General features: G+C 36.3%; 23 protein-coding genes. 14 read left to right on the forward strand and 9 right to left on the reverse strand.

The features are described from left to right. Positions 1-1,227 carry a chloride channel protein gene (locus OZX61_RS06355; protein ID WP_195770743.1) on the reverse strand — a complete coding sequence of 409 codons (1,227 nt, stop codon included), beginning with the start codon at positions 1,225-1,227 and terminating at the stop codon, positions 1-3. A 145-nt stretch (positions 1,228-1,372) separates the two neighbouring features. After that, positions 1,373-3,364, reverse strand: coding sequence for a transketolase (gene tkt, locus OZX61_RS06360; protein ID WP_277094238.1), 1,992 nt, complete (start codon positions 3,362-3,364; stop codon positions 1,373-1,375). Positions 3,365-3,655: 291 nt separating this feature from the next. Between tkt and OZX61_RS06365 the strand changes: the two genes are divergently transcribed. The 3 genes from OZX61_RS06365 (at position 3,656) to OZX61_RS06375 (ending at position 6,154) form a co-directional block, all read left to right on the forward strand. Next, positions 3,656-4,204 carry a hypothetical protein gene (locus OZX61_RS06365; RefSeq protein ID WP_277094239.1) on the forward strand — a complete coding sequence of 183 codons (549 nt, stop codon included), beginning with the start codon at positions 3,656-3,658 and terminating at the stop codon, positions 4,202-4,204. A 205-nt stretch (positions 4,205-4,409) separates the two neighbouring features. Continuing rightward, the gene (gene metK / locus OZX61_RS06370) at positions 4,410-5,576 is read left to right on the forward strand and encodes a methionine adenosyltransferase (RefSeq protein ID WP_195770746.1); all 1,167 of its coding nucleotides are present in this window, start codon (positions 4,410-4,412) and stop codon (positions 5,574-5,576) included. A 422-nt stretch (positions 5,577-5,998) separates the two neighbouring features. Continuing rightward, complete coding sequence (locus tag OZX61_RS06375) at positions 5,999-6,154, forward strand: hypothetical protein (RefSeq protein WP_277095665.1); 156 nt, start codon at positions 5,999-6,001, stop codon at positions 6,152-6,154. Positions 6,155-6,192: 38 nt separating this feature from the next. Here the strand turns inward: OZX61_RS06375 and OZX61_RS06380 are convergent, their stop codons facing one another. Further along, entirely contained in the window at positions 6,193-6,735 is a 543-nt protein-coding gene (locus tag OZX61_RS06380) for an FxsA family protein (protein WP_195770748.1), read from the reverse strand. Positions 6,736-6,951: 216 nt separating this feature from the next. On the opposite strand from OZX61_RS06380, the gene ruvC reads away from it, so the two are divergent. Both ruvC and bioB read left to right on the forward strand, forming a co-directional pair. Beyond that, positions 6,952-7,494 (forward strand): crossover junction endodeoxyribonuclease RuvC, encoded by a 543-nt coding sequence (ruvC, locus tag OZX61_RS06385; RefSeq protein ID WP_195770871.1) that lies wholly within the window; start codon positions 6,952-6,954, stop codon positions 7,492-7,494. A gap of 116 nt (positions 7,495-7,610) precedes the next feature. Beyond that, entirely contained in the window at positions 7,611-8,606 is a 996-nt protein-coding gene (gene bioB / locus OZX61_RS06390; protein WP_277094240.1) for a biotin synthase BioB, read from the forward strand. A gap of 30 nt (positions 8,607-8,636) precedes the next feature. On the opposite strand, the gene OZX61_RS06395 is transcribed toward bioB, so the two are convergent. Both OZX61_RS06395 and OZX61_RS06400 read right to left on the reverse strand, forming a co-directional pair. Next, positions 8,637-8,834 (reverse strand): hypothetical protein, encoded by a 198-nt coding sequence (locus OZX61_RS06395; RefSeq protein WP_277094241.1) that lies wholly within the window; start codon positions 8,832-8,834, stop codon positions 8,637-8,639. Between the two features lie 62 nt (positions 8,835-8,896). Further along, positions 8,897-9,244, reverse strand: coding sequence for a hypothetical protein (locus tag OZX61_RS06400; RefSeq protein WP_195770751.1), 348 nt, complete (start codon positions 9,242-9,244; stop codon positions 8,897-8,899). 229 nt (positions 9,245-9,473) lie between these two features. Here OZX61_RS06400 and gcvH point away from each other — a divergent pair, with 229 nt between their 5' ends. Then, positions 9,474-9,848: a glycine cleavage system protein GcvH gene (gcvH, locus tag OZX61_RS06405; protein WP_277094242.1), complete on the forward strand. Its 375-nt coding sequence runs from the start codon at positions 9,474-9,476 to the stop codon at positions 9,846-9,848. 51 nt (positions 9,849-9,899) lie between these two features. On the opposite strand, the gene OZX61_RS06410 is transcribed toward gcvH, so the two are convergent. From OZX61_RS06410 to OZX61_RS06420, 3 genes are all read right to left on the reverse strand, one after another. Further along, a complete protein-coding gene (locus tag OZX61_RS06410; RefSeq protein WP_277094243.1) occupies positions 9,900-10,931 on the reverse strand; it encodes a 3-deoxy-7-phosphoheptulonate synthase in 1,032 nt (343 codons plus the stop codon). A 396-nt stretch (positions 10,932-11,327) separates the two neighbouring features. Continuing rightward, a complete protein-coding gene (locus tag OZX61_RS06415; RefSeq protein WP_277094244.1) occupies positions 11,328-13,199 on the reverse strand; it encodes a SurA N-terminal domain-containing protein in 1,872 nt (623 codons plus the stop codon). A 128-nt stretch (positions 13,200-13,327) separates the two neighbouring features. After that, on the reverse strand, positions 13,328-13,600 hold the full coding sequence (locus OZX61_RS06420; protein WP_195770755.1) for an HU family DNA-binding protein: 273 nt from the start codon (positions 13,598-13,600) through the stop codon (positions 13,328-13,330). Between the two features lie 415 nt (positions 13,601-14,015). Between OZX61_RS06420 and OZX61_RS06425 the strand changes: the two genes are divergently transcribed. The 8 genes from OZX61_RS06425 to fdx all read left to right on the forward strand — a co-directional run bounded on the left by OZX61_RS06425 (position 14,016) and on the right by fdx (position 20,110). Then, on the forward strand, positions 14,016-14,657 hold the full coding sequence (locus OZX61_RS06425; RefSeq protein ID WP_277094245.1) for a hypothetical protein: 642 nt from the start codon (positions 14,016-14,018) through the stop codon (positions 14,655-14,657). 120 nt (positions 14,658-14,777) lie between these two features. After that, complete coding sequence (locus OZX61_RS06430) at positions 14,778-15,251, forward strand: Rrf2 family transcriptional regulator (RefSeq protein WP_195770757.1); 474 nt, start codon at positions 14,778-14,780, stop codon at positions 15,249-15,251. 1 nt (position 15,252) lies between these two features. Continuing rightward, entirely contained in the window at positions 15,253-16,470 is a 1,218-nt protein-coding gene (locus tag OZX61_RS06435) for an IscS subfamily cysteine desulfurase (protein ID WP_195770758.1), read from the forward strand. 55 nt (positions 16,471-16,525) lie between these two features. Next, complete coding sequence (gene iscU / locus OZX61_RS06440) at positions 16,526-16,912, forward strand: Fe-S cluster assembly scaffold IscU (RefSeq protein ID WP_195770759.1); 387 nt, start codon at positions 16,526-16,528, stop codon at positions 16,910-16,912. Positions 16,913-16,930: 18 nt separating this feature from the next. Next, positions 16,931-17,251, forward strand: coding sequence for an iron-sulfur cluster assembly protein IscA (gene iscA, locus OZX61_RS06445; RefSeq protein WP_195770760.1), 321 nt, complete (start codon positions 16,931-16,933; stop codon positions 17,249-17,251). 96 nt (positions 17,252-17,347) lie between these two features. Further along, on the forward strand, positions 17,348-17,857 hold the full coding sequence (gene hscB / locus OZX61_RS06450) for a Fe-S protein assembly co-chaperone HscB (RefSeq protein WP_195770761.1): 510 nt from the start codon (positions 17,348-17,350) through the stop codon (positions 17,855-17,857). A 40-nt stretch (positions 17,858-17,897) separates the two neighbouring features. Next, positions 17,898-19,763 (forward strand): Fe-S protein assembly chaperone HscA, encoded by a 1,866-nt coding sequence (gene hscA / locus OZX61_RS06455; RefSeq protein WP_277094246.1) that lies wholly within the window; start codon positions 17,898-17,900, stop codon positions 19,761-19,763. Between the two features lie 8 nt (positions 19,764-19,771). Then, positions 19,772-20,110 carry an ISC system 2Fe-2S type ferredoxin gene (gene fdx, locus OZX61_RS06460; protein WP_195770763.1) on the forward strand — a complete coding sequence of 113 codons (339 nt, stop codon included), beginning with the start codon at positions 19,772-19,774 and terminating at the stop codon, positions 20,108-20,110. Positions 20,111-20,147: 37 nt separating this feature from the next. Here fdx and OZX61_RS06465 read toward each other — a convergent pair whose 3' ends face one another. After that, the gene (locus OZX61_RS06465) at positions 20,148-21,587 is read right to left on the reverse strand and encodes an adenylate/guanylate cyclase domain-containing protein (RefSeq protein ID WP_277094247.1); all 1,440 of its coding nucleotides are present in this window, start codon (positions 21,585-21,587) and stop codon (positions 20,148-20,150) included. Positions 21,588-21,613: the final 26 nt, after the last annotated feature.

Genomic DNA, 21,613 nt, shown 5'->3' on the forward strand with positions numbered 1-21,613 from the left:
CTAATGATCTTGATTAGGTTTTTGCACTCTATAAAGACCACAGTTACCCGAAAATAAATAAGCTAGCAAGCAAGTAATAATGGCATAAGTCATAATTTGTGTACCAAATAACTCTAAGCCTAAAATAATCGAAGTCAATGGTGCTTTACTTGCACCTGAAAAAAGACTAATTAAACCTAGCCCAGCCAGTAATGAAATAGGTACTGGTAAAAAAGCACCTAGTGCATTCCCAAGTGTTGTTCCTACAAAAAATAATGGTGTAATCTCACCACCTTTAAATCCCGAACCTAACGTGATTGCTGTAAAAACAGTTTTATAAATAGAATCTACTATAGGCAATGGTACATAGAATGCCGCAATAACTTTATCTGTGCCTAAACCATTAAATTGCTGAGAGCCTACCAATAACGTAAGTAGCATCAAAACTACGCCCCCAATGAAAGGTCTAAGAATCATAGATGGAACAGCTTTTTTAAAGAGTTGGCCAATAAAGTGAATGGTCATTATAAAAAGACGTGCAGCTACCCCAAATATAAGTCCAGCAACCACCAACCCTAAAAGGACTTTGATATCGAGGTCAGGAAAACTAGAAATAATATAGAATGTATGTGGATGCACAACCTGAAATGCTTCAGGAACTTGTGCTGCAATTAATGCTGAAATAAAGCACGGAAATACTGCTGAATAGCGTAGACTCCCTAATGCAGTAATTTCCAAACCATAAATTGCACCTGCCAGTGGCAAACCAAAAATACCTGAAAAACCTGCTCCTATACTTGCCATAAGAAATATTTTTCGGTTATCTCTAGATACCCCAAGTAGTTGAGTAACATGGTCTGTTAGTGCCCCAGACAATTGAACAGCAGGTGCTTCCCTACCTGCAGACCCTCCAAACAATTGTGTTAAAATTGCTGTGAAGAAAATGAGTGGGCTCATTCTCTTAGGGATAAACGACTTAGGCTGTTGAATCTCATCAATGAATAGATGTGTACCTTTTTCAATTGGTGTACCATATTTATAAAATAAGTATCCAATGAATAGTCCAGTAAATGGCAAAAAGAAAATTAACCATGGATATGTAAATCGAATACTATTTGCTAAATCAAAACAACTAAAAATAAGTGTAGACGTAAATCCTGCAACTAGACCGATCGCAATAGACGCACATAACCAATAACAAACATACTTAATAATTTGATCATATTCAGAAGATGGAAAAATTTTCATTCGTTATTATCACATCTGACCATAAAAGAGATTTATATCGAAATAATCTTAACATGTAACACAATATGTATGATCAATAATCATCAATTATTTACACAAAAAAAGCCCTTAGATATCTAAGGGCTTTTTCAATCGGAGCGTGTGATTATGCAGTCATATCCTTGATTGCATCAATAACAGCATTTACAGTAATACCAAAATGCTCAAATAGTGCTTTTGCAGGTGCAGACTCGCCATAAGTGGTCATACCAATCACTTTGCCATCTAAACCAACAAACTTCCACCAGTAATCAGCATGTGCTGCTTCAACTGCCACGCGAGCACGTATGTGTACAGGCAATACTGCTTCACGATATGCAGCATCTTGTTGCATGAAAACTTCAGCACATGGCATAGATACAACACGCACACCGTCTAATTGAGCATATGCTTGCATTGCGATGTCGACTTCAGAACCTGTTGCAATAATAATTGCTTTTAATGCACCTTTCTCTTCTGCAAGTACATAACCACCTTTAGCCACATTTTCAACTTGCGTAGAAGTACGTGTTTGGAATGGTAAATTTTGACGAGACAAAATCAATGCAGATGGACCATTCTGACGAAGTAAAGATGCCTTCCATGCAACTGCAGTCTCTACAGTATCGGCAGGACGCCATGTATTTAAGTTTGGTGTATTACGTAAAGACGCAATTTGCTCAATAGGTTGATGTGTTGGACCATCTTCACCTAAACCAATTGAATCATGTGTATATACATGAATCACACGTTGCTTCATCAATGCAGACATACGGACTGCATTACGCGCATATTCCATAAACATAAGGAAAGTTGCTACGTAAGGAACAAAACCACCATGCAAAGCAACACCATTTGCAATAGCTGTCATTCCAAACTCACGTACACCATAGTACACATAGTTACCTGCAGGGTTATCTTGAACACCTTCACAACCTTTCCAAAGTGTTAAGTTTGAACCTGCTAAATCTGCTGAACCACCTAACAGTTCAGGTAATTGCGGCCCAAATGCTTGTAGTGTATTTTGGCTTGCTTTACGTGATGCGATAGATTCCGCTTTTTCAATTGTTTCAGCAATAAATGCATCTGCTTTTTCAATGAAATTTTGTGGTAAATCACCATTTAAACGGCGTAAAAGCTCTTCAGCCTCAGTTGGATATTGTGCTTTATACTGCGCAAAAACCGCATTCCAAGCTGATTCAGCATTTTTCCCTTTTTCTTTGGCATCCCATTGATCATAGATGTCTTGAGGAATTGTAAAAGCTTCACTCTCTAACCAGCCTAATGCTTCACGAGTCAGTGTAATTTCATCTGCACCAAGTGGCGCACCATGACTTGACTCTTTACCTTGTTTATTTGGTGAACCTAAGCCGATTACAGTTTTACATACAATTAACGTTGGTTTTTGAGTTTCTTGTTTTGCAGTTACTGTAGCTTGACGAATCTCTTCCTGATTATGACCGTCTACATGTAAAACTTGCCAGCCGTAAGCTTGGAAACGCTTTTCAGTATCATCACTGAACCAACCTTCAACTTCACCATCAATTGAAATTCCATTGTCATCATAATACGCAATCAATTTCCCAAGACCTAATGTTCCCGCTAAAGAACATGCCTCATGAGAAATTCCTTCCATCAGACAACCATCGCCCAAGAAAGTATATGTATAGTGGTCAACCACTTTTAGTTCATCTTTATTGAACTGAGCAGCTAGCGTTTTTTCAGCAAGTGCAAAACCTACCGCATTAGCAATACCCTGACCTAAAGGACCCGTTGTTGTTTCTACACCTGGTGCATAACCTAACTCAGGGTGACCTGGCGTTTTTGAGTGTAATTGACGGAACTGTTTAAGATCTTCTAAAGATAAGTCATACCCTGTTAAATGAAGCAAAGCATATTGCAACATAGAACCATGTCCATTCGACAACACAAAACGGTCGCGGTTTGCCCATTGAGGGTTCGTTGGATTATGGTTTAAAAATTCACGCCATACAACATCAGCGATGTCTGCCATCCCCATTGGCGCACCAGGATGCCCAGAATTTGCTTGTTGAACAGCATCCATAGCGAGTACACGAATTGCATTTGCAATACGACGTTCATTTAAAGGGGTCGTCATAGGTCAGAGTCCAAAGTAGAAATGATTAACGAAAATGAATAAACATTCAAAACAGGTGTATTGTCTTAAAAAAAGCATACGGGGTAAAGCCTAACCGCACATTATTTATGCACTACTTTGCATAAGTTCTTCATCTACTGTTATTTTTTAATAGAAAAAACCCCTTTTTTACTATTATCTAACAATATCATTATATATATAAACGAATCTCATCATATATTTTTACATTCATTCAGACAGATAACCAATAAGATAGCCCTAATTTCAATAAATAATATGTAAGGTAAGATCATGAATAAAGCCAGTACCATTTTTGCAACTGCACTTTTATCTCTTACTAGTGTGTATGCATTTGCAGACAACAATCTTGGCAGCATGACAGATACTCTACGTACGTCAATTACTGAACATAAAGAAAATGCTGAAAAAGATTATCAAAACGTAAAGAATGCAGCTTCTGAAAAAGGACGTGATTTTAAACAAGATGCAAGTGAAAAGTTTAAAAATGCTGAAACGAAAACCAAAGACTTTGGTCACAACATGCACCAGAAAACAGAAAGCTTTAATGACGGTGCAAAAGAAAGATTTATTGAAGCAAAAGAATCCACAAAAAATGGCTATGACAGAAGTAAAAATGCGATAAAACACAGAACTGAACAAGGTAAAAACTATACAGAAGAAAAATGGGATAAAGCAAAGGTTGCATCAAAAGACAAAATGCACCATATGTCTCAGGATTTCAAACATGATAAATCTGTAGCAAAGAATAAAGCTGAAGATTTTAAAAATGATACCAAAAACAAAGTAAATACGTGGACACAGCCCTCTACAGCACAATAAAGCTTTTGTTTTTGTCAACATGGATGCTTTTTCAATCAGATTTGGGAAAGCATCCTATGTGTAATTTATGACTTCAATCATGAATATAATTAAAAAAAAATACTGTTTGCAAGAAATTTATTCAATTTATCACTCTTCTACTGGTTCTTCACGACAAGTCGATGTAACATATCGGGTCTTTTAAAATTACTGTAATAGGGCTTTCATGCGCGAGTACGCTGTTTTTACTTCGGAATCTGTAAGCGAAGGTCATCCTGATAAAATGGCCGATCAAATTAGTGACGCTATTTTGGATGCTATTTTGAAAGAAGACCCATATGCAAGGGTTGCTTGTGAAACATTAGTAAAAACAGGTGCAGTGGTACTTGCCGGTGAAATCACAACAACTGCAAATGTGGATGTTGAATCAATTGTTCGTCAAACAGTAAACGGCATCGGATATCATCACTCAGATTTAGGTTTTGATGGATCGACATGTGCTGTCATTAATATGATTGGTAAACAATCTCCTGAAATTGCTCAGGGTGTTGACCGTCAAAAACCAGAAGACCAAGGCGCTGGTGACCAAGGCCTTATGTTTGGTTATGCGAGCCGCGAAACTGACGTACTTATGCCTGCTCCAATTTCGTACGCACATCGACTTATGGAACGTCAAGCAGACTTACGTCGAGATGGTACCCTCGCATGGTTAAGACCCGATGCAAAGAGTCAAGTTACTTTTGCATACGAGAATGGCAAACCAGTACGCCTAGATGCTGTGGTGTTATCAACACAACACGATCCTGAAATTTCTCAAGCACAGTTAAAAGAAGCTGTGATCGAAGAAATTATCAAACCTGTTATTCCACAAGACATGTTTCATGCAAGTACAAAATTCCACATTAACCCGACAGGTAAGTTTGTAATTGGTGGCCCAGTGGGCGATTGTGGTTTAACTGGTCGTAAAATTATTGTAGATACTTACGGTGGTATGGCAAGACATGGTGGTGGTGCCTTCTCAGGAAAAGACCCTTCTAAAGTTGACCGCTCTGCTGCTTACGCTGGCCGTTATGTTGCAAAAAATATTGTTGCTGCAGGCTTAGCCGATAAATGTGAAATTCAAGTAAGCTATGCAATTGGTGTTGCAGAACCTACTTCTATTTCAATTAATACATTTGGTACAGCAAAAGTTGAAGAGTCACTTATTATTGCTTTAGTGCGTGAACACTTTGATCTACGTCCATACGGTATTACACGTATGCTTGACCTTGTACAGCCAATGTATAAACAAACAGCCACTTACGGACATTTTGGACGTAATGGTTCAGATCATGCATTTACTTGGGAAAAAACTGATAAAGTTGAAGCACTACGTCAAAGTAGTGGTCTATAAACCAAGTCGATGAAGCCCGTACATCACGGGCTTTATTGTATAAACCCTACGATATTATTTGATAACTTAGGTAATTTTTCTTCATTTGTATGAAAATAAAAATTACTGGCAGTGACTACAAATGCCACGCCCAAGCATGTAAAAAAACAAAAAGACCAAAAACCAAAGGGACTCTTTAAAGCATGAGAGCCACAATGAGGACACGATTTCTGATATAACTTTCTCTTCTTATTACAGCATGCACAGGTATAGTGAGATAGATACATTACAACGCCTCCTTTTCTTGGTTATATTATATTTTTCTCATTTTTAATTTTGATTACAGAACATCCACTTTTATCATATATTGTTTAATGAAAAATAGTGAGAATGAATGAAAGATTTTTGTTAAAATAAATAAAAGGCAACCTCCATGATCTTCTATGTCGCAGTTAATCAACCAAGGTAAATTTCGTGAGCGTGCTAACCGCACACGTAAATATCAACAATCTGAAAACCACGTAGCACAGCTAGAGAAAAATAATATCTATCCTAAAAATCAGACAGAACGCATTAAAAAAACACCCGAACCTGCATAAAACAATGTTCGGGTGCTTTAAAAGCTAAATGACTACTTTTATTTTACATCTTTCATTTCTATTTTCTTAGACTCAGGTTTTACTTCCCTCGCCTCACCATCAATAATTTTTGAATCTCTTCCCATTCCTGATGTACCTTGTTGCCCTTGCATTTGCTTCATTAGATCAGCGAATGGATTACCAGCTCCATTTGCTCCCCCCATCATTTTTTCCATCATGGCTTGCTGTCTTTTAGCCATTGCTGATGTGAGCGCTTGTACAACCATTTTTTGTACAGGAGGAAGTAAAATTAAAGCCGCAATTACATCCGTGATTAATCCAGGAATAATTAACAATACTCCAGCAATTGCAGTCGCAATTTTACGTGAAACCGCAGCATCACCCGACAGTTGCCCTGTCATTTGCATCTGTTGTAATTGAGGCATAATACTTGAAGTACTTGATCTAAGTAATTTAAGACCAATAATTGCTGCAAGAATAAACCAGAAAAAGACATACCATCCACTTATGAATTGAGCAACACCAATCCATACTGCAATTTCTAAAATTGCTCCGATGACAACAAGAAGAACGACTTTCATGAAATTTAGCTTATCCTTTCAACAAATATATGACTTTATGCTTTTAAGTGACATAAAAATGAACCGTTAATCTATTCAATATGGGCAATTGTATATTTTTAAAGGTAGGTTACATCATTTTATATATAGAATTTGAACAAATAGTTTTAAGGATTTAGGACTTTAAAACTTTAAATGCATATAATCGCTGTTGTACATCTTTTTAAATTTTTTATTATGTCTTTAATTATTGGTATTGACCCAGGATCTAGGCTTACAGGCTATGGAATTATTGAAAAAAATGGCAATACATTAAAGTTTATTGATGCTGGTACAATACGCACAGAAACACAAGAAATTCCTGAGCGGTTGAAACGTATTTTTGCAGGTGTTGAACGTATTGTTAAATTTCATGGCCCCACTGAAGCGGCTGTAGAACAAGTATTTATGGCACAGAACCCTGACTCTGCTTTAAAGCTGGGGCAAGCACGGGGTGCTGCAATTGCAGCATTGGTCAATTTAGATCTTCAAGTTGCAGAGTATACTGCCAGACAAATTAAACAGTCAGTGGTTGGATATGGTGCAGCAGATAAAGAACAAGTACAAATGATGGTCATGAATATTCTAAAGCTTACTATTAGACCACAAGCAGATGCGGCTGATGCTTTAGCAGCAGCGATATGCCATGCACATGCATCAGGAAGCATGAGTAAAATGGCTGTACTTAATGCGCTCGGCGGAATGGCTCGAGGCCGTAGTAGATATAGCCGCAAACGCTAATTTAAGTAAATACTCTTAAAAAATTTAAAACTTTTGGAGTATTTTGCCTTATAGGTATGATCAGTTTTCTGTATGATTATGCTTATAGAAATATTCAATTTTACACGGAAATGACAATGACTGTACGAAATGATTGGACGCGCGCGGAAATCCAAGCACTCTATGATCAACCATTTTTAGATTTGGTCTTTGAAGCTCAGCGCGTACATCGCCAAAACTTTCAAGCGAACACCATTCAGGTAAGTACACTGTTGTCAATTAAAACAGGAAAATGCCCTGAAGACTGTAAATACTGCTCTCAGTCTGTACGCTACGACTCTAAACTAGAAGCTGAAAAAAGAATTGCTGTAGAGAAAGTTATCTCAGAAGCAAAGGAAGCAAAAGCCTCAGGTTCTTCACGTTTCTGTATGGGTGCAGCATGGCGTAATCCTCATGAAAAAGATATGCCTTATGTATTAGAGATGGTAAAAGAAGTTAAAGCGCTTGGCATGGAAACATGTATGACGCTTGGTATGCTAAATGAATCTCAAGCTCAGCGTTTGCATCAAGCTGGCTTAGATTATTATAATCACAACCTAGATACATCACGTGAATACTACAGTAATATCATTAGTACACGTACATTTGATGACCGTCTAAATACGCTTGATCATGTCCGTAATGCTGGCTTAAAAGTATGTAGTGGCGGAATTGTAGGCTTGGGTGAAGAACGCAATGATCGTATTGGGTTATTATATGAGCTTGCAACTTTACCAATTCACCCTGAATCAGTACCAATCAACATGCTTGTTCCTATTGAAGGAACACCATTAGCAAATGTTGAAAAATTAGATGTAACTGAATGGATTAGAACGATTGCTGTTGCGCGAATTATAATGCCTCATAGTTATATTAGATTATCAGCAGGTCGAGAAGCACTAAGCGATTCAGATCAGGCACTGGCCTTTATGGCAGGTGCAAACTCTCTCTTCTCTGGGGAAAAACTTCTTACTACACCAAATGCAGGTGAAGGCAAAGACAAACAATTATTCCAAAAACTCGGACTCACACCTGAAAAACCAAAACCTTCAGTTTCAGAATTATCAGTAGATGCAATGTCTATATCCGCATAATTTTAAAGCATCATAAGTAACTGAGGTTACTTATGATGTGACTAAGATTCCATATTTCGCTGTAAGAAACATCCCTATACGCAAGATATCCTCACCTGCAGCGTGCCTAACAGTCCACTCTTTGCGTATTGCATCATACTTTAACTCATCAAAGCACTCATCGTATTTCATTAACCATTCAATGGTTTGTGACCATTCTTTAATAACATGTGTTTCTTTCAAAATCATCAAGCCTTACTTTTATTGTGAGATGCCATCATATAAATAAAACACCTATTATTAAAGTAAAGTTAAGCAACTTTTGGATATTGAATCAGTTGCCCTGCTCTTAAGCTTCTTAATGCTTCCTCATTGAAGAAGATTGTTAATAGATGTTTTCTGGTATTGATGTCATGGTGATGCACTAAAGTTTGATCACCAATCAATGTATCTAAATGATAGGCATCAACAATATTTAAAATACTATCCAAGTTAATTGTAAAAGATGCTCGATCATGACCAAAGATATCATCTAATGTACTTAGATGAATATTTGTTGTTATCTCATTTGGATATTTTTCCAAATGAGATTGTAAGAATTGTACAAACTTGTGAGCAAAGAAAAAATAATCAGTTTTGTGTGTATATTCCATATTCATAATGACTTTCTCCTAAAGCTATTTATTATTAATAACGCTAAGTCATACTTATAAATTAAGAATACAACCTTAAAAAATAATTAAACATTTGTAATTTTAGTTATATATTCTCAAAATAAGATTTTTCATTTAATTTATATTATAGATAAAGCTAATCATTTAAAAACTAATGAAATTGTAAGTCTTTTTATATAATATAAACAAAATATAGAATTAGTTAGGAATAACAATGAACCATCCAAATGACTTAAAATATGTAACAACACATGAATGGGTAAAACGTGACGGCGATTTCATTATTACAGGTATTACCGACCATGCACAAGATGCGCTAGGTGATCTCGTCTATATCGAAATGCCTGAAGTTGGCTCTCATTTAGATGCAGGCGTTCAAGCAGGTGTAGTAGAGTCTGTTAAAACAGCATCGGATATTCATATGCCTATTTCTGGGACAATTATAGAAGTAAACGAAGCATTAGATGAAGACCCAGATTTTATTAATGATGATCCATACGGTAAAGGTTGGATTTATAAAATTAAACCAGACAATATCAATGATATAGATTCACTTCTTAATAGTGAAGCTTATGAAGCTGGTCTGTAGAACATAAAGCATTTTACAGGGCGATTTTTTACGCCCTGTATATTACTCTTATTAAGAATTATCCAACATCTGTGCAACTTCAAGCACAATACTCTCAGTTTTCTCCCATCCTAAACAGCCATCTGTTACTGACTGACCGTAGACCATATCTTGTGTTATTTTTTGCGCACCATCAACCAAATGACTTTCCACCATAACACCTTTTACCCCAGTCGTATGACGTTCTGAAATAATTTGCTTAAGTATTGCCGGTTGTTTTAATGGATTCTTACCACTATTACCATGACTACAATCTACAACAAATACTGGTAAGTCACCCACAATTTTACTCTTAATTTGTTCAATAGATTCTGCATCATAGTTCGAGCCTGTATTGGCACCTCTTAAAATAATATGAGGAAAGAGATTGCCATGGCTACGTTTAATTACAGGCTGACCCATTTGTCCTAGTGCAAAGAAGTCATGAGATGCAGATGCAGACTGTATTGCATCTAGTGCAATTTGTACGGAACCATCTGTTCCATTCTTAAAACCAACAGCAAAAGGTAAACTACTTGCTATTTCACGGTGAATCTGGGATTCAGAAGTTCTTGCACCAATAGCACCCCAAGTAATTAAATCATCGAAGTAACCTGTAACCATCGGATTAAGAATTTCGCTTGCTAAAGGAATACCAGCTTCAATTAAACGAATATATAATGCTCTAGATTGTTGTATTCCCTGCGCAAGATCGCATTGGCCGTCTAAAGATGGATCATATAGAAAACCTTTCCAACCTACTGTTGTTCTCGGTTTTTCAATATATGCACGCATCACAATAAAGATATCTTGTTCTACTTGTTTTTGTAATTGTACTAACCTTTGCGCATACTCAAGCACTGCTTTAGGATCATGAATCGAACAAGGACCAATAATAAGTAATAATCGATGATCTTCACCAGCAAGTATTTTTCTTACAATTTCTCTGTGTTTAATCACTTGTTGTTGTAATGCGGATGATAATGTTAAATCTTCTTTTAACTGGGCTGGACTTAAGAGCGTTGTTTCTTGTTCAGTTGAAGTAGGTAAAACTAAGGTATTCATAGATCTTTCCTTTAGAGCATTCTGCTCAAATTTATCTTTTTAACAATCGTATCTGATGTAAACGTTTAAAGTTAAATACAAAGCAATATTGACCAAAAAAATATGTATTAAAGTAATTCATCATCGTAACATCCTGAAATATGAACAGATATAAAAAAACCTGATTGGTGGTTGCCAATCAGGTTCTAAATTTTCGATGGGCAACCTACTTATTTTGCCCATATGTGTATAGGGCAACTATCTAAAGTACCAAAAATACACGTATGTAAAAGTAGGTTGCTGAAATAACATATCTATTCTGTCTAAATTAAAACTGCTTAAAATTAAAATAGCGCATTTTAAATGACATATCAATCCTTTCACATTAAAAAATGCCTCATAAGAGGCATTTTTTAATTATTTAATTTTAGCGTTAGATTTTAAATAATCTACATACGCTGCCATTTCCTGTTCACCACGTGCTTGTTGATAAATTTGCTTAACCTGTTGTAACTGTTCAGGTGTTAATTTTTTTACAGCATCTTTCTCAACATGTGCTACCGCAACAACAAGTAATTCATTTGGTAATGTTGTCGTGCCAACAGACCACATATCTTGTTTAGGTACAGGTAAAGTAAATGCAACATCTGCAATTTCTTTTTTCAAATTTTGACGTGTAAAGGTGCCTGCTTTCTCAAACTTAATATCAGTCGATTTGGCTAAAGCGTCTTTAGATGTCTCGTTTGAGAAACGTTGCAATGAAGCAGATATTTTTTGTTTTGCAATATCTGACGCTTTTTGGTTAATCAGCTTTGCTTTAACTTCTTCTTTAACCTGTGCTAATGGTTGAACACCTTCTGGATAATAATTACGAACTTTAATCCAAATTGTTTCACCATTATTTAAAGCAATACTTGTAGAAACATTTCTATCACCATTTCTAACATCATCACTAAATAATTTTGCTTTAACAGCAGGATTACTTAGGTAAACATCTTTTGTCCATAGGCTCACATGTTTTGCTGTCTCTATATGTGCAACTTTTACCTGCTGAGTAATCACATCTAGTGCATCGGCACCGACAACACTATCATTTAAGTTATTGACTGTATCAGTATAAATATTGTCAACTTTTGACTTGAGCAAGTTGGCTTTTAATTGCTCTTTCTCACTCTCAAAAGATGCAATTTGTGGTGCATCTGTATTTACTTCAATCAGATGATAACCAAATTGAGTTTTGATTGGCTGTGAAATGTCACCATTTTTTGCTGACTTGACGGCATCATCAAACTCTGTAGAACCTAACGTTCCCACTTGATAACCTGCTAATAGGCCACCGCTAGATTTTGAAGTTGGATCTTCAGAATACTCTTTCGCTGCAGCAGCAAAAGATAAACCAGATTTAATTTTAGCACTAATTTCATTGATTAATTTTTTTGCATCTGCGTCTGAACGATTATCTTCCGTCACTAAAATATGACTTACATGCTTCGGTGCATTCGTTTTTTGTGCATCAACATATTGAGTATAAGCATGCTGTAATTCAGCGTCAGTAATCTGCTGGTTTTCTGCCGTAAACATAGTTGGTTTTACAACCACGTAATCTACATCTACAGATGCACTACGTCTAAAGCTATTTAAATGCTGTTCATAGTACTTTTGGATTTCCGCATCTGTTGCTACTATATTCTTTTTATAATCGTCTAGTTTAATACTTGCTAGATATAAATCTCTTTGCTCAGCTTGAAGATTTGCAAAATAATTAATATCCGTATTACTTACTAAAGCATAGTTAGAAATTGTCCCAGAAAGCATTTTCAACGCATGATCTTGTCTTAAATTTGCAATTAGCATGTCTTTAGTAATACCTCTGTTTTTTAGGTAATTACCAAACAACTCATTACTAAATTTTCCATTTACTTGAAAATCTGGAAGTTGAGAAAGCATTTGCACAAATTGTGCATCACTCATATTAATATCTAGCTTTTTCGCCTGCTGTAATAGCAGTGTTTTTGCAATGAGCGTATTTAATGCAGCCTCATGAATCGCATGCGTATTTAATAATGATTCATCTCCTTGAACATATTGTAAATACTGCTGGCGATATGCCTTCATTAACTCATCAAGATCCTTGTTTGTAATCTCTTGACCATTGACCTTTTTAGCAACATCAGCCTTATTCGAACCACCAAAATAGCCTTCAATACCAACCAATGCGACAGGTGCAAGAAAAAGTACTAAAAGAACCTTCCCTAACCAACCCTTAATAAGTTTACGAAACGAGTCCATAAATATTCCAATATTTTATTTTCGTGCAATTCTAACTGAAATCTATAAATGAATGAATGTATTCGCTTATATTTTTAGCACCAATAATAAAAAACGCGCCAAACGGCGCGCTTTTACTTCTATAGCAATTAAGCAACAGCGTCTTTTAAGCCTTTACCTGCTTTAAAGCTTGGTACTTTACTCGCTTTAATTTGAAGTTCTTCACCAGTTTTTGGATTACGACCAGTGCGAGCTGCGCGCTCTTTTACATTAAATGTGCCAAAACCAACAAGTGTAACAGTATCACCGTCTTTTAGAGCTTCTGTGATTGACGCAATAGTGGCATCCAATGCTTTACCTGCATCAGTCTTAGATAATCCCCCTTTTGCTGCAATTGCATCAATTAATTCTGATTTATTCATGAAGATTACATCCTCTAATTTCGTTTGTTTAAGATTTAAGGGTTTATAGATCTTACCGTAGTGCATTTATAGCAATGCTTTGGGGGGAAACGCAATACTGATTAATTGCTTTTCTTTCATTTTCAATTCAAAAAAACGAAAAACTCTTTAAATATTGAGCAACAATGATATTTTAGATTAATTATTAATCAAAAAGAAAACTTTATAATAAACTCAGATATGAATAAATAGTCATCATCAATCTATCGTAATAGTTGATTTTCTTGCTATAGCGCGTAATTTCATTTATTTTGTGATGATATGGTGCATGTGGATCAGGTGATGGCTTTACTATACTTATAACATCACAAACACAACCATGTTAACCAAACTAATTAAATTTATTTAAGAGTGATTGTTACTGAGGGATTTCACAATGAGTACATCGCAACAAGGGCAAAAACAACCTCATTTGTTGCTCAATTTAACTCTAATTACTCTTGAGACATTTTACAGTTTTATTTTTAAGAATGACGATTTAATAAAAAGACAGTCTCAAACATTTATTGAAGAAGAATTTGTTTTAAAAGTAAATAGCTATATCCCCTATGTAGATTTCTATGTATATTTTACAAAAAAAGGGATTCTATTTGATACAACTCCTCCTAAAAAAAATATAAATTTGGAAATGAGCAGTACCATCTTTGGTTATTTCCAAACATTGGTACTTGGTAACTCTAAAAGCGTACGTGCCATTAAATTATATGGTGAAACTGCTCATAAAGACCAAATGAGAGATTTACTTTTACAACTTTCTATTCCTCGAATTGCAAGTGACTGGAAAAATTGGCTGTCTTTTTCTAAATTAAAAAGTGATGTGACATCTTCACAAACACGAACGAGTGACCTGCTCGATAAAATAGACTATCAACGTGTAAAAATAGATAATTTACAAATCGAAGTAAAACAATATAAGCATCAAATTCGTTTATTAAAAGCAAAACAAAAACGATTAATACTCATCTTTTTAATGATTATTATAGGCTTATGCGGGGTTTTAATATACAATTGGATTTAACAATTCATACAATTTAAATAAATCATTGAAATGTTACTTTCTTTCCCCGTTAAAAAACTTGACTATTTTAGTCAGGATTCATAAAATTTATGTATCTTATCTAAACATGTGTATCGAATCATGCGCTTAACAACTCGCGGTCGCTACGCAGTGACTGCACTCCTCGATTTGGCATTGCAGTCGCCTAAAGAAACGATCACTCTTGCCGAGATTGCAACACGCCAAACAATATCAGTTGCTTATTTAGAACAACTCTTTGCAAAACTAAAACGCAACGGCTTAGTGTCAAGTGTACGCGGTGCAAATGGTGGTTATCACTTAGCAAAAGATGCAGACGATATTACAGTTTTAGAAATTATCGAAGCCGTAAATGAAACAGTAGATGCAACACGTTGTGACCATAAAGGAAATTGTCAGAACGGTGCTATGTGTCTAACCCATGATTTATGGCAAGGTCTCTCACACCATATTGCCGATTATTTAGCAAAAATCACACTTGCTGACCTCATTTCTCAAAAAAATGTACAAACAGTGGCGCTGCGCCAAAACTCAGTGAATCGCGATTCAGCCCTATTATCGGTTACAGGTATTTAACATGAAACGTCCAATTTATCTTGATTATGCAGCAACAACGCCAGTAGACCCACAAGTTGCTGAACGCATGATGGAATGCCTAACTTTTGATGGTACGTTTGGCAACCCTGCATCACGTTCACATGCTTACGGATGGCAATCAGAAGAAAAAGCAGAATACGCACGCGAGCAAGTAGCAAACCTTGTTAAAGCCGATCCACGCGAAATTGTATGGACATCTGGTGCGACAGAAGCAGACAATCTGGCACTAAAAGGGATTGCACAATTTTACAGCTCAAAAGGTAAACATATTGTTACCAGTAAAATTGAACATAAAGCAATTTTAGATACTTGTCGCGAACTTGAATCTGAAGGATTTGAAATTACATATATTGAGCCACAACCTCAAACAGGTTTAATTACCCCTGAAATGGTTGAAGAAGCTATACGTCCAGATACAATTTTAGTTTCATTAATGATGGTAAATAATGAAATTGGAACTGTTACAGACGTAGCAGCTATTGGTGAGATCACTCGCAAAAACAAGATCTTTTTCCATGTAGATGCTGCCCAAGCAGCAGGTAAAGTAGAAATTGATCTTAGCCAAATGCATGTGGATCTTATGAGCTTTTCTGCACATAAAATTTATGGTCCAAAAGGTATAGGGGCTCTTTACGTACGCCGTAAACCGAGAGTACGTTTAAAAGCACAAATGCATGGTGGTGGTCATGAAAGAGGTATGCGTTCAGGTACACTAGCAACGCATCAAATTGTTGGTATGGGCGAAGCATTTGAGTTAGCTGGTAAAAATCTAGAAGCTGAACAAAAACGCTTACGCGGACTACGCGACAAGCTTTGGAATGGTTTACAAGATTTAGAGCAAGTTTTTCTAAATGGTCATCCTACCTACAACGTTGCTAACTACTTAAATGTAAGTTTCAACTTTGTAGAAGGTGAATCACTTATGATGTCTTTAAAAGATATTGCTGTATCAAGTGGTTCTGCATGTACTTCTGCAACACTTGAGCCATCATATGTACTTAGAGCGCTAGGTCTATCAGATGAGCTTGCACACAGCTCTATTCGCTTCAGTTTTGGTAAATATACTACTGAAGAAGATATAGACTATGTAATTACAGTAACAAAAGCTGCTGTAGAAAAGCTTCGTGAACTTTCTCCTCTTTGGGATATGTACAAAGATGGAGTTGATCTTTCAACAGTTGAATGGGCTGAACATTAATTCACCCCACATTTTAATATAGAACTCAGGCAAGTCCCAGGTTTGGAGAAGTCTCATGGCATATAGCGAAAAAGTAATCGATCATTACGAAAATCCTCGTAACGTTGGCGTTTTAGACAAAAATGCAAATAACGTCGGTACAGGTATGGTTGGTGCTCCTGCATGTGGTGACGTTATGCGTCTACAAATTCAAGTAGATGATAACGGAATTATTGAAGAAGCACGTTTTAAAACATATGGTTGCGGTTCTGCAATTGCATCTAGTTCTTTAGTGACAGAATGGCTTAAAGGAAAAACACTAGATCAAGCACAAGCAATTAAAAATATCGATATTGCAAATGAACTTGCTTTACCTCCTGTAAAAGTACACTGTTCTGTACTTGCAGAAGATGCAATTAAAGCTGCGATTGAAGATTATCGTACTAAAAAATCAAACGTCTAAAACACATACGGAGTTTTCATGATTCATTTAACTGAAAGTGCAGCAACTCATATCCGCAACTTCTTACAGAATCGCGGTAAGGGCGAAGGCATTCGTATTGGTGTGAAAACTTCGGGATGCTCAGGCTTGGCTTACGTGCTCGAATTCGTAGATGATGTTGAAACACATGACCAAGTTTTTGAGCAACATGGTGTAAGAGTTTTTGTAGATCCTAAAAGTTTAGTATATCTAGATGGTTTGGAAATGGATTATGCAAAAAATGGACTCAATGAAGGTTTTGAGTTCAGAAATCCAAACCAAAAAGGTGAATGTGGCTGTGGTGAATCTTTTACTGTTTAACGCAGTCAACTATCACTTTTTCTACTCATACTTTTAAATCAATAAAACTGTATAATTATACTGTTTTATTGATTTTTTCATCATAGAATAATTGCCATGAACTACTTTGAATTATTTAACTTACCAGTCACACTTTCTATTGATTTGGATGAGTTAAAGTCTACAACATTAAAACTACAGCAAAAATATCACCCTGATCGTGCAGAAAATAAAGAACAAGCACTAATACAGTCGAGTGAAATAAACCATGCGTACAAAATACTTTCTCATGTAGATAGTCGAGCAGCTTATTTACTCTCACTTAAAAATCAAGATGAAGGTCTTGACCAATCTATTCACGATTTATTTTTCCTACAAGACGCATTAGAAGTACGTGAAGACTTAGAAAATGCAACTACAGAGTCACAATTAACTTCTGTCAAAAATCAAGTAATCCAAGCTATCGAAAGTCTCACAGTCGATTTTCAAAATAGCTATGAACATTCTGACTGGGATAATGCAAAAGATTACGTTAGAAAATTGCAGTTCTTTCAACGTGTCCTTAATGACGTCGATAAAGCCGAAGAAAAGTTATTTGATGATCAATTCGATCAAGACGATTTCTAATATTCACCATTACACACTTTAATTTAAGGATTGTATATACATGGCACTCTTGCAAATCGCAGAACCAGGACAGTCAACTGAACCGCATCAACACCGTGTTGCTATCGGTATTGATCTAGGAACAACGCACTCTTTGGTTGCTGCCGTCCGCTCAGGTGAAGCCAAAGTATTGCAGGATGAACAAAATCGTGTGCTATTACCTTCAATTGTCCACTATACAAATGCTGTACGTCACTATGGTGATGAAGCCAAATCCTTCTTATTAACTGATCCTAAAAACACAATTGTTTCAGTTAAAAGATTTATGGGTCGATCAAAAGCTGATATTAAGTTTCAACACCCTTACGAACTTTTAGGTTCAGATCGAGAAATGCCATCTTTTCAAACAACTGCTGGTGCAAAAACACCTGTAGAAATTTCGGCAGATCTACTCAAGCAACTGAAAGAAAGAGCTGAGAAAACCTTAGAAAATAATATACAAGGTGCTGTAATTACAGTCCCAGCCTACTTTGATGAAGCTCAACGTCAAGCAACTCGAGATGCTGCAGAATTAGCAGGTTTGAACATACTTAGGCTACTTAACGAACCGACTGCTGCTGCGGTTGCATATGGGTTAGATCAAGCATCAAATTTAGCTATCGATCAAAACTATGTCATTTATGATCTAGGTGGTGGAACATTCGATGTTTCTGTATTACGTTTTAGCCAAGGTGTTTTTGAAGTACTCGCAACTGGCGGACATACGGCATTAGGCGGTGATGATCTTGATAGGCTTATCGTAAAGTGGTTAAAACAACAACTTAATCTTGAAAGTCTTAGCGATGAACAATATGCTCATTTTATTCTCGCTGCTAAATTGGCAAAAGAGCAACTTTCTAACGAGCAAAGCGTTCAAATCTCTTTAGAAGACCAACAGATTTATCTAGATCGACCAACATTTGAGAATATCATTCAAATTGCATTAGATCGAACAATTCAGGTATGTAAACGAGTTTTACGTGATGCAAAACTCTCTTTAAATGATATCAAAAATGTTGTTTTGGTAGGTGGATCTACTCGCTCCTATGCAGTACAACAAGCTGTTGCAAACGTATTTGAACAAGAACCGTTATGTACTATTAATCCAGATGAAGTTGTCGCTATTGGCGCTGCCATTACTGCAAATCAATTGGTTGGCAATAGTAAAGACGGCTCATTATTACTTGATGTTACTCCTCTATCTCTCGGCTTAGAAACGATGGGTGGTTTAGTAGAGCGCTTAGTATCACGCAACACAGCCATTCCTGTTGCACGTAGACAAGAGTTTACAACATACAAAGATGGTCAAACAGCGATGCTTATACATGTAGTACAAGGCGAACGTGACCTCGTAGAACATTGTAGATCTTTAGGTCGCTTTGTTTTACATGGCATTCCGCCAATGACTGCGGGTCAAGCACGTATTGAAGTTACATTTCAGGTCGATGCAGATGGCTTACTTTCTGTTTCAGCACAAGAAACAACTTCTGGTGTACAAGCTAAAATTGATATTAAACCTTCTTATGGACTATCTGATGCAGATATGGAACGCCTACTGGTTGAAGGCTTTCAACATGCAGAAGAGGATAAAAACTTAAGACATCTACAAGAAACAAAAGTAGAAGCTCAACGTGAACTTGAGGCTCTAACACAAGCGCTTCATGTTGATGCAGATTTACTGAATGAAAATCAAAAAGATCATTTAGAGAAAGCACGCTATACACTTAGCGAGCTCCTCAAAGGTTCAGACATTAAAAGTATTGAAAGTGCTATTAAACGTCTGAAAACATATAGTGATGAATTTGCTGCAATGCGAATGAATCGTCATATCGACAAAGCCTTATCAGGCACAAAACTCGATGACTGGTCAAACTCAAGCTCTGAATAGGTAACCATATGCCACGTATTAAAGTTCTTCCTCATGCCCAATTTTGCCCAGAAGGCGCAGAGTTTGAAGTTGAGAAAAGTAGTAACTTATGTGCGAGTCTACTGCAAAATGGAATAAAAATTGAGCATGCATGTGATATGTCCTGTGCTTGTACCACTTGTCACGTCATTGTTCGTCGTGGTTTTGACAATTTAGACGAAATGAACGATGTAGAAGCAGACTTATTAGATCGTGCTTGGGGTTTAGAACCTGACTCAAGACTTTCATGCCAAGTTGTTATTGAGGATGAAGACTTAGAAGTTGAAATTCCTAAATATACGATTAACCATGCCTCTGAGAATCATTAGAAGTATAAGAGCCCAAGTTAAGACTTGGGCTCTTAAGCTAGTTCTCATCTAATTCATCTTTTTCTCTAAGTAGCGCAACGCCATTTTCAGTTGTAATACTCTTTTGCTCTTGAATACGAATCACTGCTTTTTCCAATATTGCCACTAAATCATCATATTCATAATGTTGCACTTCTTCTAAGTTTAATAATAAGTGAAAGCCTTTGTATTCATAATCAAACCACTTTTGTGCTTCTGATTTCATTCCAGTATATTTGTCTAAAACTTGCCAAGTTTCAGTTGTATTTTGCACCCCTTTTAGCTGTATAGACTGTTTTGGAATACAGATAAATTCATCCTTAATCAGTTTATAGGTGGCGCCAGCAATCAGAATTTCATCAATATCTGCAACTGCTTGTAACCTTGCAGCCAAATTCACATCGTGACCAATTACAGTATAAGACATACGATAATCTGACCCGTAGTTCCCTACGTGGCAATATCCCGTACTTACACCCATACGTACATGTAACTCTGGAAATCCCATTTTTAGCCATCTTTCACGTAGCACATGCATTTGTTGTCGCATTGTAATTGCCATCTCAATACAACGCTTGGCATCCTGCTCTATCCCATTACTATGCGGATCGCCGAAAAAGATTAAGATTCCATCGCCAATAAACTTATCGAGTGTTGCCTCATACTTTTTTGCAATTTCAGTCATATGGCTCAAGTAATCATTGAGAACGAAAGCCAAATCGTCTGGAATAAGTGTTTCAGATAATTCAGTAAAGCCCTGAATATCTGAGAAGAACACCGTCATTTTCTTTCTTTTATACTTAATTTTTGCCTGAGTCTGCCCACTCATGATAGATTGCCACAACTGATTTGGTGCGTAGCGACTCAGTTGAGTAGAAAACTGTACATATCTATTCATTTGCTCTTGATAGTAATCTTTTGTCTTCTCCAAATAGTCTTCATGTTTCTTCTTAAAATAAACACCAGATCCAAGATATAGTAAAAAGCAAAGTAGACTATAGACTGTTAGCCTTACACTATCTAGAACGAAATAATTTTCAAATCCGAAAAATAAAATAGCATTTAAATAAACAACAATGAGGGCTAGAATCAGTGAAAAACTATACGTCGAAAAAGCAATATTCGTTAAACTTTTCACACACCAAAGCATGATTAAAATTAGAGCAGTAAAGACAATTGGAAAATGTGTTGCAGACAGCGCAGCAGAAACCACAATAGTATCTAGAGCAAAGAGAACTTGCCGTGCGTAAAACTCACTAAATTCAGATTTAATATATACAAATAACTTTAAAGACAGCGGAAAAACAATTAATGACAGAATAAAAACAATAAGATGCTGAAATTGTAACGGTACAGCAAAATAGTAAAGCAATACGCCTAGAGACAGCAATATATATGCCATCAACCTGTATAAGCTTTCAATAACAAATCGGTTATTTATAATACGGTCAAATGACATGTTATTGCTGCCCTCCCAAAACAGCG

Origin of the sequence: Acinetobacter sp. ESL0695, from assembly GCF_029392135.1 — a bacterium.
Taxonomy (GTDB): domain Bacteria; phylum Pseudomonadota; class Gammaproteobacteria; order Pseudomonadales; family Moraxellaceae; genus Acinetobacter; species Acinetobacter pollinis.

Coding starts and splice junctions, on each gene's coding strand:
- OZX61_RS06425 (WP_277094245.1), top strand. CDS start 14,016: ATGAGTACATCGCAACAAGGGCAAAAACAACCTCATTTGTTGCTCAAT.
- OZX61_RS06355 (WP_195770743.1), bottom strand. CDS start 1,227: ATGAAAATTTTTCCATCTTCTGAATATGATCAAATTATTAAGTATGTT.
- tkt (WP_277094238.1), bottom strand. CDS start 3,364: ATGACGACCCCTTTAAATGAACGTCGTATTGCAAATGCAATTCGTGTA.
- bioB (WP_277094240.1), top strand. CDS start 7,611: ATGACTGTACGAAATGATTGGACGCGCGCGGAAATCCAAGCACTCTAT.
- hscB (WP_195770761.1), top strand. CDS start 17,348: ATGAACTACTTTGAATTATTTAACTTACCAGTCACACTTTCTATTGAT.
- OZX61_RS06375 (WP_277095665.1), top strand. CDS start 5,999: ATGTCGCAGTTAATCAACCAAGGTAAATTTCGTGAGCGTGCTAACCGC.
- OZX61_RS06435 (WP_195770758.1), top strand. CDS start 15,253: ATGAAACGTCCAATTTATCTTGATTATGCAGCAACAACGCCAGTAGAC.
- ruvC (WP_195770871.1), top strand. CDS start 6,952: ATGTCTTTAATTATTGGTATTGACCCAGGATCTAGGCTTACAGGCTAT.
- OZX61_RS06415 (WP_277094244.1), bottom strand. CDS start 13,199: ATGGACTCGTTTCGTAAACTTATTAAGGGTTGGTTAGGGAAGGTTCTT.
- OZX61_RS06400 (WP_195770751.1), bottom strand. CDS start 9,244: ATGAATATGGAATATACACACAAAACTGATTATTTTTTCTTTGCTCAC.
- iscA (WP_195770760.1), top strand. CDS start 16,931: ATGATTCATTTAACTGAAAGTGCAGCAACTCATATCCGCAACTTCTTA.
- gcvH (WP_277094242.1), top strand. CDS start 9,474: ATGAACCATCCAAATGACTTAAAATATGTAACAACACATGAATGGGTA.
- OZX61_RS06410 (WP_277094243.1), bottom strand. CDS start 10,931: ATGAATACCTTAGTTTTACCTACTTCAACTGAACAAGAAACAACGCTC.
- fdx (WP_195770763.1), top strand. CDS start 19,772: ATGCCACGTATTAAAGTTCTTCCTCATGCCCAATTTTGCCCAGAAGGC.
- metK (WP_195770746.1), top strand. CDS start 4,410: ATGCGCGAGTACGCTGTTTTTACTTCGGAATCTGTAAGCGAAGGTCAT.
- OZX61_RS06380 (WP_195770748.1), bottom strand. CDS start 6,735: ATGAAAGTCGTTCTTCTTGTTGTCATCGGAGCAATTTTAGAAATTGCA.
- iscU (WP_195770759.1), top strand. CDS start 16,526: ATGGCATATAGCGAAAAAGTAATCGATCATTACGAAAATCCTCGTAAC.
- OZX61_RS06365 (WP_277094239.1), top strand. CDS start 3,656: ATGAATAAAGCCAGTACCATTTTTGCAACTGCACTTTTATCTCTTACT.
- OZX61_RS06430 (WP_195770757.1), top strand. CDS start 14,778: ATGCGCTTAACAACTCGCGGTCGCTACGCAGTGACTGCACTCCTCGAT.
- hscA (WP_277094246.1), top strand. CDS start 17,898: ATGGCACTCTTGCAAATCGCAGAACCAGGACAGTCAACTGAACCGCAT.
- OZX61_RS06465 (WP_277094247.1), bottom strand. CDS start 21,587: ATGTCATTTGACCGTATTATAAATAACCGATTTGTTATTGAAAGCTTA.
- OZX61_RS06395 (WP_277094241.1), bottom strand. CDS start 8,834: ATGATTTTGAAAGAAACACATGTTATTAAAGAATGGTCACAAACCATT.
- OZX61_RS06420 (WP_195770755.1), bottom strand. CDS start 13,600: ATGAATAAATCAGAATTAATTGATGCAATTGCAGCAAAAGGGGGATTA.